The 15,498-nt window shown below is 45.9% G+C and carries 14 protein-coding genes; 9 read left to right on the top strand and 5 right to left on the bottom strand.

The features are described from left to right. Positions 1-321: 321 nt before the first annotated feature. The 6 genes from ACRRSW_RS21405 to ACRRSW_RS21430 are packed head-to-tail and all read left to right on the top strand — an operon-like array spanning position 322 to position 5,360. Complete coding sequence (locus tag ACRRSW_RS21405; protein WP_432455533.1) at positions 322-1,449, top strand: D-alanine--D-alanine ligase; 1,128 nt, start codon at positions 322-324, stop codon at positions 1,447-1,449. A gap of 10 nt (positions 1,450-1,459) precedes the next feature. Further along, complete coding sequence (locus ACRRSW_RS21410) at positions 1,460-3,241, top strand: lysophospholipid acyltransferase family protein (RefSeq protein ID WP_432455532.1); 1,782 nt, start codon at positions 1,460-1,462, stop codon at positions 3,239-3,241. After that, positions 3,225-3,737 carry a hypothetical protein gene (locus tag ACRRSW_RS21415; RefSeq protein ID WP_432460401.1) on the top strand — a complete coding sequence of 171 codons (513 nt, stop codon included), beginning with the start codon at positions 3,225-3,227 and terminating at the stop codon, positions 3,735-3,737. Before ACRRSW_RS21410 ends, ACRRSW_RS21415 begins: the two co-directional genes overlap by 17 nt. Continuing rightward, positions 3,738-4,523, top strand: a complete 786-nt coding sequence (locus ACRRSW_RS21420; RefSeq protein WP_432455530.1) for an NRDE family protein — start codon at positions 3,738-3,740, stop codon at positions 4,521-4,523. It begins immediately after the preceding gene. Between the two features lie 10 nt (positions 4,524-4,533). Then, positions 4,534-4,968 carry a YHS domain-containing (seleno)protein gene (locus ACRRSW_RS21425; RefSeq protein ID WP_432455529.1) on the top strand — a complete coding sequence of 145 codons (435 nt, stop codon included), beginning with the start codon at positions 4,534-4,536 and terminating at the stop codon, positions 4,966-4,968. Then, positions 4,965-5,360 carry a hypothetical protein gene (locus tag ACRRSW_RS21430; protein WP_432455528.1) on the top strand — a complete coding sequence of 132 codons (396 nt, stop codon included), beginning with the start codon at positions 4,965-4,967 and terminating at the stop codon, positions 5,358-5,360. Before ACRRSW_RS21425 ends, ACRRSW_RS21430 begins: the two co-directional genes overlap by 4 nt. 318 nt (positions 5,361-5,678) lie before the next feature. Here the strand turns inward: ACRRSW_RS21430 and ACRRSW_RS21435 are convergent, their stop codons facing one another. From ACRRSW_RS21435 to ACRRSW_RS21450, 4 genes are all read right to left on the bottom strand, one after another. Continuing rightward, positions 5,679-5,921 carry a GNAT family N-acetyltransferase gene (locus tag ACRRSW_RS21435; protein WP_432460402.1) on the bottom strand — a complete coding sequence of 81 codons (243 nt, stop codon included), beginning with the start codon at positions 5,919-5,921 and terminating at the stop codon, positions 5,679-5,681. Positions 5,922-6,256: 335 nt separating this feature from the next. Continuing rightward, positions 6,257-6,748 (bottom strand): hypothetical protein, encoded by a 492-nt coding sequence (locus tag ACRRSW_RS21440; RefSeq protein WP_432455526.1) that lies wholly within the window; start codon positions 6,746-6,748, stop codon positions 6,257-6,259. Positions 6,749-6,836: 88 nt separating this feature from the next. Next, on the bottom strand, positions 6,837-8,660 hold the full coding sequence (locus ACRRSW_RS21445; protein WP_432460403.1) for a diguanylate cyclase domain-containing protein: 1,824 nt from the start codon (positions 8,658-8,660) through the stop codon (positions 6,837-6,839). A 7-nt stretch (positions 8,661-8,667) separates the two neighbouring features. Continuing rightward, the gene (locus tag ACRRSW_RS21450) at positions 8,668-9,699 is read right to left on the bottom strand and encodes an ABC transporter substrate-binding protein (RefSeq protein WP_432460404.1); all 1,032 of its coding nucleotides are present in this window, start codon (positions 9,697-9,699) and stop codon (positions 8,668-8,670) included. Between the two features lie 448 nt (positions 9,700-10,147). Between ACRRSW_RS21450 and ACRRSW_RS21455 the strand changes: the two genes are divergently transcribed. Then, a complete protein-coding gene (locus ACRRSW_RS21455) occupies positions 10,148-11,395 on the top strand; it encodes a methyl-accepting chemotaxis protein (protein WP_432455523.1) in 1,248 nt (415 codons plus the stop codon). Between the two features lie 175 nt (positions 11,396-11,570). Continuing rightward, positions 11,571-13,010, top strand: a complete 1,440-nt coding sequence (locus ACRRSW_RS21460) for an MBL fold metallo-hydrolase RNA specificity domain-containing protein (RefSeq protein WP_432460405.1) — start codon at positions 11,571-11,573, stop codon at positions 13,008-13,010. Here ACRRSW_RS21460 and trhA read toward each other — a convergent pair. Next, entirely contained in the window at positions 13,007-13,639 is a 633-nt protein-coding gene (gene trhA / locus ACRRSW_RS21465) for a PAQR family membrane homeostasis protein TrhA (protein WP_432455521.1), read from the bottom strand. The genes ACRRSW_RS21460 and trhA overlap by 4 nt on opposite strands. Before the next feature lie 322 nt (positions 13,640-13,961). On the opposite strand from trhA, the gene ACRRSW_RS21470 reads away from it, so the two are divergent. Continuing rightward, positions 13,962-15,137: a hypothetical protein gene (locus ACRRSW_RS21470; RefSeq protein WP_432455520.1), complete on the top strand. Its 1,176-nt coding sequence runs from the start codon at positions 13,962-13,964 to the stop codon at positions 15,135-15,137. Positions 15,138-15,498: the final 361 nt, after the last annotated feature.

Raw genomic sequence — 15,498 nt, forward strand, 5'->3', positions numbered from 1 at the left:
GAAATACTTCCTAGAGCCTTAGGGGATACTTGTTGGAGATGAAACACGATTCATCCCTGGCCGCAATAGCATAAATTAAACGTCCCTTATCTTCATCTAAATCCCTCATGACGATTGGTCAACACTGGCATTTCACTGCCCACTACGACCAATCTAGCCGAGACATAAAGTCAGCTTAAGAAGCCCTTTTATTGCCATATTCAGCATAATTTGAAAATCCTTACCCACTTGTCAGCGGACTAAATTTGAAGACCTTGAATTATTTATTGGGTTTCTCAGGTCTGATAGGGCAGAACAAATATAATTGGACGCCTCTATACCGTGACTCAAGCATCAAATCATAAACCCTCCACACCCTATGTCTCTCCCGGTATGCCCGCCTTAGATATGAGTGGCAAAGCCACCTCATTCTTTGAGTTTTGGCCAACTTGGGCAGTCTACATTCCAGTCGTGGTACAGTGCTTACTGTTAAGCCTACGGCATCGCTCGCTCACTTTACCACTACTCGCCAACCCCAAGTTGCCGTTAGCGGGCATGGTTGGTGTTGGCAAGAGTGAATTACTCTGTCAAGCGCAAGGACACTGCGAACAAGCCGTGCTGCGTTGGTTAAAAGTGACTCGCAGTGGCGCACCACTAGAACGCCAAGTTGAAGACTTAATATCCTTAATGGCGCAACGTGACTTGCAATTTCCCTTGGTTGGAAAACCCGATATCGGCTGTCGAGGTGCAGGAGTCAAGTTACTGCACAACACCAAACAATTACGCGAATGTTTAGCCAGCTACCCACTCAATGCCGTGATGTTGCTCCAAAAACTGGCCAGTTATGAAGCGGAAGCGGGCGTGTTTTTTGTTCGTCACCCTGAACAAGCCGAGGGGAAAATTATCTCATTGGCACTCAAGTACACCCCCTATGTACTCGGCGATGGAACCAGTACCTTAAGGCAACTCATTCAAGCTGATCCCCGCGCCAGCCAATTACAGCACCTATATCTATCTCGTCACCAAGACAAATTAGATGAAGTGCTCCGCCTCGACCAACCTTATAAGCTGGTATTCTCTGCCAGCCACTGTCGTGGCGCTATTTTCCGCGATGCTCAGCATCTGATCACGCCACAACTGAATGCTGCAATCAATCGGATCATGGCTGATCTACCAGAGTTTTATTACGGCCGCATGGATATAAAATTTGCCGATATAGAGCAGTTACAACAGGGCAAAAACTTAGAAATAGTGGAGATCAATAGCGCCAGTTCTGAATCACTACATATTTGGGATCGCAATACCTCTTTTCGAGAAGCAATCCGCTCATTGCTGTTTCAATATAAAACCCTGTTCGAACTCGGCGCTGCAAATCGTAAACGAGGCTATCAACCACCAAAATTTAAAGAACTGCTGGTTCGCTGGAAACACGAGCGCGAACTAAGCGCTAGCTACCCAGAAACAGACTAAGGAGCAGTCCATGCAAAAATTCGATAACCCATTTAAGCTAAAGCTGCGTCCCCAATGGCTGGCACGCATCCTTGAGCAGGTACTGGCTCTTTCGCCCTTGGCCAAGCACTATGCAAGTCGGCCACGGCACGCCGATAAGCAGCACATCGCCGCTACGTTTTTACGTCATACTATGCGCAGCCTGGATTTCTCATTATTGGTCAACAATCCTGAAATCTTTCAAACTATCCCGCAACAAGGCCCACTATTGATTGTGGCGAATCATCCTTTAGGCGGTTTAGAAGGCGTCGCGATGAGTGAGCAACTGCTACAAGTGAGGCCAGACTTAAAGGTGCTCACCAATCAACTATTGGCCAATATTCCCGAGTTTAACCAGCTATTCATTGGGGTGGATGTATTATCAAAAAATGCTACCAAAGCTAACGCCAAAGGGATCAGAGCGGCTTGCCAGCACCTCGCCAAGGGCGGCGCGCTGATGATTTATCCTGCGGGCATGGTCTCGGCCATCAATACCGACACCGGCAAAATTGAAGACCGTCAATGGCATACTTTGGTTGGTCGTTTGGCGCTGCGTTATCAGGCGACGGTACTACCCTGTTTTGTCTCAGGCCGCAACTCGAAGCTGTTTTATTTAGCCGGCCTCGTACATCGTCGACTCAGAACTCTATTGCTGCCCCGAGAACTGGTGAATAAACGTGGCCGTGAATTTACCCTGCAGCTAGGTCAAACGATTGCCCCTAAGGACTATCAAGACTTAGCCGATGAGCAAGCCGTGACCGATTATTTTCGAGTCGCCACCGACCTACTGAGTTTATCGCCACTCACCACTCCCAAGCTGGTGTCGAAATATCCCCCGCTACACTTGGTTGAAAGCCTGCCCCATGGCCGCCAACAATTACGTCAGCAATTACAAGCGCTCGAAGATTGCATGTTACTCGAACGACGCAACTTTGCAGTCTATTGTGCCCCATACTCACGATTAGGCCCGATGATGGATGAAATAGCTCTCGCCAGAGAAGTCACCTTCAGAGCCGCTGGCGAAGGCACCGGAAAACCACTCGATAGTGATCAGTTTGACCCTCACTACCTGCACCTGTTTGTTTGGGATAAACAAGCCAATTGCTTAGTTGGCGGTTATCGTTTAGGTCAAGCCAATGAGATTGTGAAACAACATGGCATTAAAGCCTTATATAGCCGCTCTCTGTATGATTTTGAACCACAATATCTGCAACGCATGGGTGACTGTCTGGAGATGGGGCGGTCGTTTGTGGTTCCTAAGTATCAACGCCATCCGCGGGCTCTCGACTTGCTTTGGCAGGGGATTGGTCACTATGTTGCCAAACATCCGCAATATCACACCTTATTTGGCTGTGTCAGTATCTCTCAAGAGCATTCTGAGCTCGCCCAAGCTTTTATATCTGACTCTATGATTTCTGCCTTTCGGGCTGAACAACGTTACTTAAATGACGTCAAGCCAATGGTGCCTCTCAAGGTTAAAGGCAAGGTATGGACCACCAAGGTACTCGCATCCTTAAGTAATATCGCCATCTTAAACAAACTGATTGGGCAATGCGAACCGGGGAAATCGATCCCAATTTTATTACGTCATTATTTAGCGCTAAACGGTCGTTTTGTTTGTTTCTCGGTAAACAACCGCTTCAATCAATCACTCGATGGGTTAATTATTGTTGATCTTAGAAAGACCCCTCAGAAATATTTACGGCGTTACCTCGGTCAAACCGGTAGTGAAATATTTTTAACTAAATGGAGACATAATGAAGCCGCTGCATAAGGCAACCATCGAGGCATTGCAACAAGTACAACACTTAGTCGAAGCCAGTGATAGACAACGCTACAATCAACCCTCACGACACAGTGAATCTGGGATAGGACGCCATGTGCGACATATTTTGGACCACTTTTTAGCACTACAACAAGGTATTAAACAAGGCTGTATCGACTACAATCAGCGTCATCGCGACAGTCAGTTAGAACAGGACCCAATGATTGCATTACAACTCATTCACCAACTGAACCATTGGTTTTCGGTAAGCGAGACTACGCTCGCAGACGCGCCCATTCGAGTTGAATCTGAAATTTCCAGTGTGCAGCAGTGTAGCCAGCAATTTGACAGCAGCATCGACCGAGAGCTTTGTTATCTGATTAATCATACGGTGCACCATGTCGCCTACGCCAAGCTGGTAGCTAAAGAACTCGGGCTGCTGGTAAATGCCAAAATTGGGATAGCACCAAGTACCGCCAGTTATCTGCGTCAGCAGGCCAATTAAATGTGTACTTTAAGTCTGATACGCCTGCCACAGCAGCTAGTCATCACCATGAATCGTGATGAGGCAAGAACTCGTCATGAAGCCGGACTCATCCAGCACAGCATATGCAACACTCAGCTCTTATATCCACGCGATGCTCAAGCGGGTGGCAGCTGGTTTGGAGTGAACAATCATGGGGTAACGCTGGCCTTACTCAATCGTTATCAAGATCCACAGCACAGCGATGCGCCAAGCCGCGGAACCATCATTCCACAGGCGCTCAATGTTGGCGCAGCCGAAGCACTTGAAGAACATTTAACCAACCAAGATTACCGTGACTATAATCCTTTCGATTTATTGATGATGTCACCACACTTATGTCAACACTACCGCTGGAATGGCCAACAACTCAGCACCAGTCCAGTCACTCAAAAAGCGCTGCTATTCAGTTCTTCGGCGCTAGATACCAAGCGGATTATCGCCAAGCGCCAACAGTACTTTGCGCAATGGTGGCAAAGTCAGGAGGAAAATCTCAAACAGAATGCAGAACAGTTGGCCAACGGTGTACTGCAAGCCGTTCACCTCCAACAAGGCAAGCAGCCGAATGAATCCGTATTAATGGATCGCCAAGATGCTCACAGCAAAAGCATATGCCAAGTGGTCCTCGGTAGGAAAAATCTTAATTTTAACTACTACCCCGAAAACAGTTTAGCGCACTGGCGCAACCAAGCGGCAAATCCAAAAAGAGACTGGCAGTCATTGCATAGACAGCAGCGCCAGTTAATCCGCCTTACCCCCAGTCAATGAGAGAGGAACCATGATGAAAAAGCTCCTATTTAGTTTGCTACTACTATCTGGCACCAGCTACGCCGCCGATGCTATTTATACGCCTTGGTATAACAATTTAGCAATTAAAGGCTACGACAGCGTCGCCTACTTCACCGACAATGCGCCGATAGAAGGCAGCAAGCAATACCAATATCAGTGGCAGGGTGCGATCTGGCAATTTAGTAATGCCGAACATCTCGCCATGTTTAAGGCGCAACCGGAAAAATATGCCCCACAGTATGGCGGCTATTGCGCCTATGCCGTCGCCAACAATAGCACCGCCAGTATTGAGCCAGAGCAATTCACCGTGAACCAAGGTAAGCTCTATCTCAATTACGATGCCGAAATACAAAAAAAATGGCTCGCGCAACGCGATAACTATATTGCAGACGCCGATAAAAACTGGCCCAGTGTACTGAAATGATACAGCGCTACAGCAAGTTAGTGAATGGCCTCAGCCCTTGGCAAATAGCCATCTTAGCGGCACTGGGATACGGCGCTTGGGCCGCTTTGGTTAATCGGGAATATGGGCCAGTTGTCAGCTTAAGAGCCGGACTGGTACAAGGCAGCTACGCGTTTGTTTCAACGGCCTTGATTAGTTATGTCGCTCGAGCAGTATTGCAACGCTGGGGGTATCACCAGCACATCCGTTACTTAGCAATGCTGCTAAGTTGGTTGGTAATGCTGAGCATTCCCAGCCTGTTACACCTGTGGCAACATACCCCAAATTGGCAGCAAGCGATGCTACCCGGCGTATTATTCGGAAGCCTCTATTTATGGAGCTACTGCCAACAGCTGCAACCAAGCAAATCATGACTCAAAGGGATTTTAATCCTCAGCGAAATAATGTCTTAAAAGTATTTCACATCAAATAAATCACGGATTTCAGAAGTGAGGGGCATGAGGCTTGGCGAAGTCTCAAAATGCCAAAGCGAGCCCCATCAACGACCATGGTTTAAAGCTTCAACGGAACATCTATCCGCTGATTTCGCCTGCAATAGCCAGTGATCTATCACTGCCCTCTCAGCACCTCGTAGAAAATTAAAACACGCTCTACAACATGTCTTGGCAACACTATCGTTGTTTCACCATGAAGTACTGACAGCCCGTTTTGGGGTAACCTTCTTGCACCCACTACACTTGATAACCCTGCGGTTTATAAAAGGGCATGGCTTGAAAATCTAGTGAGTGCAAGAAGCACTTAAGACAAGCCCGAAATTTCCCCACTTGCTCTACTTTATTTAAAATTTGACGACCAATATCTTGACCGGGTAATGCTTCACAAACCCCTAGCGTATCCAATAACAAGCAATCACCAAAAGAGCGAGTGATCGCACCAGCAATCACCTCACCGGAATTACTTTTAAGTTGAACCACGAGCGGAATTCTTTCGGTAATTTCCCAATTGGCGAGTTAAAGTCCTTGATTTGTTTATCGAGATAATCAATCGGCTGTTGAGTAGGATTGTCTAATACTTCAATGTTTATTTAAACTCCGTAATGCTCAGTAGGACTGACGACATGCCAAGCTTGGCTGCTTTCAGGCCTTTCATTGTTTGCTGAAGGTGCTGACATTTCTAGTGCTATCGTGAGTGACTCACGCTAAGCACGCTCATCTTCGATGATGACTCTGATGTTGAGAGCCGCTAGTTGCAGCTAATCCGGTTACTAAAAAAGAAGCCCTTAAGCAGGAGGGCTCTTGGCTTCCCAGCATTACTCAGGGCGATGTGGTTTGTGCTGTGACTCATTTTGTGGCTTAGGCTGGAGCTCGGCTTGCGATTGGATGCTTTTACCTTTTACTTGCTGATGCTGGTATGCCTGTAAGCGTTTCACCTTATCAGCCAAAGTATTGGTCCAAGCGATATACAATAAAACAAACAAGGCAAGCATGCTCAGTACATCAAGCGAAGAGACCAACGAGGACTGTACCAAGGGATTGGTAAATATCATATTAAGCAAATCAATCAAGGCAAGGCCAGACAATAGCAAACGGCCGTGAATACTGCCGTAGCGTAAGGAGTAAGCAGCCAATAAACTGAACAATAATACAACTAAGGTCAATTCAAAATTGAGTGGAAAAATCCATAGCTTCGGGCCTGATTCAGCCTCCGTAAGTACTCCACTGAAAACCGCAACAAGCCACGCCAATAATGCGCAACCCACATAAGCGTTAATCGTCCATTTCATCATTCGAGTATGAGTCATATACAACCTCGCAAATGAGCTATCCAAAACAATGCACAGCGATATGTTTACTATGGATATTTCTGACTAAAAAGCAAACAACATCGACTCAGTCACTCACTAAATCAAGTACCGCACGATTACGCCCTTGGTGTTTGGCATCGTATAAACAATTGTCGGCCATCTGGAGTATCTCGTTGTTATCATCAACCGACATCGAGCTCAGCAATACCCCGCCTAAACTAATCGTCAACACTGGACTCACTTGCGAATCCTGGTGCTCAACTTGAAGAGCCGCCACCTGTTCTACGATTCGCCTGGCCATCAAAGGTAGTTCATCTTGATTCACGTCGGTTAACAGCAACGCAAATTCCTCACCACCGACTCGCGCAACACAATCTTCGCTACGCTGAACCACCGAAGTTAAAGCCTTCGCCACCAATTTTAAAGCTTCGTCCCCCTGCAAATGCCCATAGCGATCGTTATAAGCCTTGAAATAGTCGAGGTCTGCCATCATCACGGCAAGCTTAGACTTGTGACGACGAGCACTCGCAATTGCTCGAGTAAGTTCACGCTTAAAGGGGCGGCGATTCAGTAAGCCGGTTAGCTCATCGGTTTCGGCTAATACCAATAAGCGTTGATTTGCTTGTAGTAATTCAGACTGCAATCGCACCAGTGCCAGCTCTTTCTTTTCTTTGATCAGCAAACTAGTAATCGCGGTCGCAAATTGGCTCAACAGCGTTACCTGATGATCATGCCATATCGATCGATAATTGAGACTCGCACAGCTCAGCAAACCAAAAGTCTGCTTGCCATCGTGTAAAGGAAAACCAGCAAAAGACTTAATACCACGCTCGCGCAACAAATCATATTCAGGCTCCGCCTGTTGCTTAACCGTTTCAATATCATTCACGGTAAAGGGTGTCGCATCGCGCAAATATGCATTCAGCAATCTCAATGGCTCTAAATCAATCGGATCGAGTCGGACCTCTTGCTCAAAAAGCGTCCAAACATTTCGATAAACCGCCAACGGGCCTTCAAAAGTAAAGATACAGACCCGTTCCACCGCAAATAAACGACCAATGATAGCAAGCGCACGTTGTAATAACTCATCCGTGGAGCCTTGAGTAAGAAAGGACAGTGATATCTCGGATAACAGTTTATTGGCTTCGATTTGCCAATTCAGCAAAGCCGTTCGCTGTTCAACGGTAGCTTCCAGCTCCTCTCGATGTTGATGTAACTGTAATTCGGCAGCTAAACGCGCATCCAACCCCCGCTGAAAACGATGTTGCAATTGCCGCATTGAACTCGCAACCAAGCCAATTTCATCGTTACGTTGCAATAGCTGATCTGGCAATTGCACGATTTGCTGCTGCTTGGTGAAAATTTGATCCGCCACCTTGGCTAAACGGTGTAGGTCGTGAGTGACCAGACGCGTCACCAATAGCAGAATAATAAGAGTCATCAACAACGTCTTAAAGCCGTTAGTCAGAAAGATAACCAAAGCTTGATTTACAATATCACGTTTCACCACCGATAAGTCTAAACCGACACTTAATTGACCAAGGTTTTGCTGTTGATAAACCAAGGGATAAACGTAAATTTTCTCACTCAGCTCAGCCACACCGATAGCAATATTCAGCTCATCGTTAACTTCTAACTTAAGCATTCCCACATATTGTTGTTTGAGCAAAGCCTGCAGCAAATCATCAACCAAGTTGTAGTCGATATACCATAAGGCTTGTTCAAGTGCGGTAATATTGGCCTGGTTATACTCATCAATGCTTTGTTCGATGTGTCTTACCGCACCAGTGAAATGAAACGCTAACTGCACCACAACCGAGACCAACGCAAACACCGTGCTAGCACCAACAATCAGAAACACCATTTTTTTAGCAATTGGAGATCGCGATTTCAACAAGGCTTTTAGCATGGCATCCTCAATGGACAAACTCGAGTGTTAGCTTATTATGCTCATCCAAAAATAGTCGTTCAAAGGCGATCCCAGACCAGTCTTGCGCTTTGAGCTGTTGATAAAATTCTGTATTTGGTTGTACTAGTCTGAACATCGGTAGCGTCACATTTGACGGCAGTGCGTAACCCAGATAGTGCAGATGAATTAGGCGTAAACCCCAACCTGCAGCCATAAAGTGTCCTCCCCCGAGCGCGCTGAGTTGTCCCTGCTCTCTTAATTTGAGTGCTTCTAGTGAAACATTCACGCTACTTAAATAAATATCTTTTCCAGCGCTTTTACCAATGTCTTGTATCGCTTGCAAACTGCCAAAAGCCATATGATCATTGGCCGTCCAAATATATTTGAGTTGGGGATATCGACGCAGCAAAGATTTGCTTTGTTGATAACTGCGAGCCTGTTCCCAATCACCATATATCACTGGTTTCACGCTTAAATTAGTTTGCTGATGAAAAAAGCTAAGAGCGCCCGCTTCCCTTTCCTTGGAGGCCGGAGTGGCTCGATCACCGGATATCAGCACCACTCCGCCAGGCTGCCCGCCCGCTTGCTGATACATCGCTTTAGCCGTTTGTTCGCCAATCCAATAATTATTCGGCACCAAACGGCTAATAATATACTGTTGCCAATGCGTATTTAGCGCATATTTTGAGCGCAGCACTGCTTCTAAATCGTTGAGTAATATCAATACATAAACTGGCTGCTCTTCCAACAAATGAAGCATTCGTGGCAAGCTTTGTTTCTCGTTAACCAACATCAAGTAATCGGGCAATTGCTGTTGCTGAATCATCTTCTCGAGATACTTAATCATTGAATACTGCTCACGTTTCGCGTGGAAAATTGTCAATTTTAAATCTAAACGTTGTGCCGCCGCGAGGGCAAACAAATCGACGTGTGCCCAAAAATTCTCCGTCGGCTTACCTGGATTAAGAAACACCACCGAAGGTTGCGCAAATACGCAAGCACTCAAAAAAATAAAGATTAAAGCGATGACTTTAAGCAAAGTCTAAACCTAGGAAAATAATCACTATCTAAAACTATAAACCACCTGACAAATTTAGCTTCTTTAGTTAGCATTCAGCCCTGTATTTACCGAACGAAAGCCAACCTTAGCGAACAAAAACCACAGCTAGAGCAGCGGCACCAATTCAATGGCTCATGATATGACAAACCATGAGTGATAAAGCCCTATGCTCAGGTCTATTTTTAGATCAAACAAAACCCGGTTCGTCGAAACCAAAACAGCCATGATACTTTGACCAAGCAGGTGGTTCGATGAAGCACGGCGCTCTGGCCAGCAATCAACAAATCCACGAATAATTTACTCGGCTCACAAGATCTTCGCGACGAGACCATTAATTTGCTAATTATTCTTCAATTCTCGATAAAAATTGAGCACTTAGAGCAAAAGTATGCGATCTTAGAAGACTAGTTATTTACGGAGAAATATAATGGCGCAGTTGTCGTTTAAACTAAAATTACTAATCAGTATTACGGTACTATTTTGTTGTTTGTTAGTGACAATGCTGATTTTTGGGAACGCATCACTCAGTACCGAGCAGGCTGCTGCTGCCACCCAATTAAATGCCAATCAAATTCAGGCATTATTTGCCGAAACGACAGCTCAGGCAAAAGCTAAAATGTTGTTAATTTCAGCGCTTGGTGGCCTTGTGATATTAGTGGTGGTGACCATGATATTACAAAACTTCTTAGCCTCTTTAGCTCGAATGACCCGCCACATGGGTTATCTCGCAGGAAAAGATGGTGACTTAAGATTGAAATTGGAGGCTCAACAGAGCCAAGAGTTAACCGACATGGCGCTGCAATTTAATGCCTTTACCGAAAAACTTCGCCAAATAATGCTACAGCTACAACAGCAGGCCAATCAGCTCACTCAAAGTTCACAGCAACTGGCAAAAAATGCTCAAACCTCTGGTAGCTTAAGTCGCCGCCAACATAATGAAACCGACAATGTCGCCACCGCGGTCAATCAGATGTCATCCAGCGCCGGAGAAGTCGCCGAACTGGCCAATGGTACTGCCAGTAACGCCCAAAAAGCCGAGCAACAGCTCAGTCAAACTCAGCAAGAGTTTCAATATTCTGTGGAACAGATCCGCGACGTATCATCAAGTATGGAAGGAATTAGCGAGCGAATCACCAAGGTTGCCGGACGCAGCCAAGATATTAACAGTATTTTAGAAACCATTCGCGGTATCGCCGAGCAAACCAACTTATTAGCTTTAAATGCCGCCATTGAAGCCGCTCGAGCTGGTGAACAAGGACGCGGCTTTGCGGTTGTAGCCGATGAGGTTCGTAATCTTGCAGGAAGAACCCAAAGCTCCACCGAAGAAATTAACCAGTTGATTCAAGCCTTACAAAGTGATGTGAATGCAACCGTAGATTTAATATCCACCAGTCGAGAACAAGTCAACAAAACAGCTTTAGATACCGAAGGTAGCTACGAACAGTTGCATAGCGTGGTCGCTAGTATTTCGGCCATCAACGACAATGCCGCTCAAGTTGCGACCGCAGCGGAGGAGCAAAGCCATGTCAGCGGCGATATCAATAATAATATTAGCGGCATGGGTGAAGCGGCTGAGCAGCAAAATGCCTTAACTCATGATATTGAAAATCTCAGCACCGAATTATCTCAATTGGCCCTGTTACTCAATGACCAACTGGCGACTTTGAAGGCCTAAGTTATCGTTAATGAGTACCAGTTTACTTTTTGCCAGCTGGTACTCATCCTTCCGATGAGCGGTTTAATTCAGTTCCCGTTCTCAATCATCCATCCCTTCATGCCGTGAGCCAACTCGCGAGTAACTTCATTAAACTAGCCTATCCTTAGAAGAAACAAGTCATTGGAGTTGGTTTATGGACATGACACTCACCTTTTTAGGAGCCGCCGAAGAAGTCACGGGATCTTGTCACTTACTCACCATCAATGATCGCCAGATCCTATTAGATTGCGGGTTGATCCAAGGCAGCAAAACTGATGCCCTACGCAATCATCAAGACTTCTATTTTGATCCGAGTCGCATCGATGCTGTCATTCTTAGTCATGCCCACATCGACCATTCCGGGCGGATCCCACAACTGGTGAAATCAGGTTTTAGCGGGCCGATCTACACTCATAAGGCCTCGGCAGAACTATCCGAAATCATGCTCAAAGATGCCGCCATGTTGCAGCAACGCGATACCGAACGAGTCAATAAGAAGCGATTGAAAAACAATCTTCCCACGATCGATATACTTTATGACGAACGCGATGTCGAACAAGCAATAAAGCAGTTCTTGCCCATTACCTACGGACAAAGAGTCAGCATTTTCCCCGGTATTGAACTGCGCCTCTCCGATGCGGGGCACATCCTTGGCTCTGCCTTGGTCGAACTATGGTTAACCGACCCCATCGGTCAGAAAAAAATTGTCTTTAGTGGTGATCTAGGCCGAGAGGGCATGCCAATTCTTAACGATCCGGTTGCCATTGATGATGCCGATTTAGTATTAATGGAAAGCACCTACGGCGATCGTTTTCACCGCTCTTGGGAAGAAACCATCACCGAACTGGAACAAATATTTGCCGCTGCGATCAGCCATAGTCAAGGTAATATTTTACTCCCCGCTTTTTCGGTGGGCCGAGCCCAAGAATTGCTCTACCTATTTCATCTTTATGCCAAACAATGGGATTTATCTCGTTGGAAGGTTTGCTTAGATAGTCCAATGGCGATAGAAGCAACCAAGGTATACATCAATAATTATCCGGTAATGGATGATGACTTTAAGCGCTTTACTCGGCAACACCCTGGCGAGCATCCCTTATTGTCTAATGTTGAATTTATAGAAAGCACCGAAGAGTCGATGGCGCTCAACGATATCAATCACGGTTTGATCATCATCGCTGGCAGCGGCATGTGTAATGGCGGCCGGATCCGTTGCCACCTAGAGCATAATCTTTGGCGCAGCGAATGTGATGTCATTATATGCGGCTATCAAGCAATTAGCACTCCCGGAAGGCTACTGGTTGATGGGGCTGATTACCTCACCATTCATGGTAAACCAGTGAAAGTGGCGGCTAAACTACATACCGTGGGCGGTTTATCTGCCCATGCAGACCAAGCGGAACTCATCGCTTGGTATCACCAATTTAAAGCGAGCCCTCCCTTAGTTTTAGTACATGGCGAACCACTAGCTCAACAAGGTTTAATCGCCGCTATCAATGAGCAACTCAGTCCGCCCCCCAGAGCTTTAGTCGCCGCAAAACGCGGCGATAAACTAGACTTGAGCGCCTTGCCAAAGCTGGTCTGGCTGCCCTAAACAATATAATGATATATCGCCGCGAAATGGCAAGCGCAGCCCGCCACCACAAATACATGCCATATCGCATGGCTGTAGACTCGATGTTTAGCGACATAAAAAAGCGCGCCAATACTAAACAACAAACCGCCAACAGCTAACCAGACGAGACCTAGGGTGGCGATATTCAAGTACATAGGATAAGCGAGCACTAACGATAACCATCCCATAATGAGATAAGTGCTCAAGGAAATTTTAGGAAAGCGAGTGCCAGTGAGTAGCTTAAAAGCGACCCCAAAAATCGCGAGGCCCCATATGATCAACATCGATCCCCACGATAGCATCCCCTCAAAGCGAAGCAACAAAATAGGGGTATAAGTTCCGGCAATTAACAAGTAAATAGCAGAATGATCAAACAGTTTTAAGCCTGCCTTCCAAGTGACATTGCGACACCCGTGATACCAGGACGAAGCCAGGAATAATAGGATCAATGCGCTTCCATAGATTGTCACCGCACTCACCGCCATCAAACCATTAGCCTTAATGATTAACATGACTAAACCGATGATCGCAATCAACAAAGCAATCCCATGAGAAGCAACATTCAGTTTCTCTTCACGCTCACTGTAGCCACTGGTCAATACGCTCATTTCGCAACCCATTTATCATCAACTGAATCAGCTTAAACTTTCAGCGTACACTTGTACACTGAAAATAATATGAATTTTTATTGTCGTCGGACAGACATCATCACCGCATCTATAATGTGATTGATCATTAGTTTTTAAGTGCTTGAAATATTGAGTCTCACCGGCCGTTCAAGCGCTAAATCCTTTCCACCAAGAGTTCAAATTTCCGCCATAACGTATCGCAAAAAATTAACAAAGCGCCCGAGAGAGCCTGCATCATAAGCGTATTCAACTATAATTAAGGCACCAAACATCAATCACTTGCAGAGTTATGGAGAATGCGATGCGGCAACAACTTCCGCTTGCTTGGGCTCAATCGATAGCACTATGCCAAGACGTGAGCCAGCTAAACTTTGAACATCTGCTAAAGAACATTAGCAATGATCCTCAATTGCAAAAATTTGCGCCCGATGGGATCTGCCAAATCGACCCGCGCAACGGCAATTTAATTATCTATAATTCAGCGCGCGCCAAACGGATCCATACAACCAGCCCGCCGATAAACGTAAATACCAACCAAGCGTGCCCTATCTGTGAAGGTAAAAGCGCCGATATTTTAGATATTGCCGAACACAGTCAAGGTTTTACCTTTATCAATAAAAACCTGTACCCTATCTTTCATCCGATCAAGGAATTACCTCAAGAAGCCGCAGACTACTTTCAGCATCAAGATCCTTACCACAATGGTCGCGCCTCCTATGGCTTTCACCTCTTACAGTGGACCTCGTCGATCCACGAACTCGACTGGCATAACTTGCCCTATGCTGACGCCATGATTAGCTTTCAGCGATTGGCAGCTTTAGAGCAAAGCTTGCTGCATCAACCCACCGATTTTATGTCTCGTTCCGAAAGCAAAGTGGAACAACAGGTGGTCAGCGGATATGTCTCAATTATAAAAAACTATGGTGCCACCGCTGGGGCCTCGCTGAGCCATGGTCATCAACAGATCGCTTATAGCAATATTTTGCCACAGCATTTTTTTAATAACCTACGTTTTAGAAAACGTCATAACCGCCCCTTCAGTCAGTACATGATTGACGAAAATCCTAAAAAGCTATTAGTAAAAGACTATGGCGAGGTACAACTAATCGTGCCTTACTTCATGAAAAGACCACTAGACATGCTTTTGATCTTTAAAGACAACGAAAAACGCTACCTACACCAACTCAATCAACAACAGCAACAGCAATTAGTGCTGGGTATACAACAGGCGATTCGGGCAATCATGCACCTGATGGAACAGATGGGGATGAGCCCTGCCTATAATATGATTGTGAATAACGGGCCTGGCTGTGGTTTATACATCGAGTTTCTGCCCAAAACTCAGATGATGGGAGGCTATGAGCAAATCGGCTTATTTGTTTGCCAAGCCAACGCTTCTGATTCGGCCAAATTAATACGTCAACATATCGCAGCAGAATCCAACACTAAGCAATTTTGCGCTGCAGACAGTGGCTAACGATAACGGTTTAAACCGCAGTCTAAACACCACTCAAGCAAAATCCCCAGCAAACTGTACGCAACGGAGAAATCATCCGTTCCGCAATATTTTATATCCCCGATGCTGCGACCTGAGCTTTTCAAGTGTTTGCGTAATTCTGGCAAAAAAAGAAAAGAAGTAATGCTGATATCCATCGCTATATTTCACGGCAAGGACTTAGTTACACTGCGCAGCTTAGGGCATGTGGTTTGACAAGGGGGCTCAATGCTTTGTCTAAGCTCGCCCTGGCGACACACTCATCGAGCATCATGCAGATCACCTCATCGTACGGCATCTGATCCGCAATTTCGCAAGCTCTTGGGAAATAACGAGTCCCATG

The sequence above is a fragment of the Agarivorans sp. QJM3NY_25 genome (genome assembly GCF_050870875.2).
Taxonomy (GTDB): Bacteria; Pseudomonadota; Gammaproteobacteria; order Enterobacterales; family Celerinatantimonadaceae; genus Agarivorans.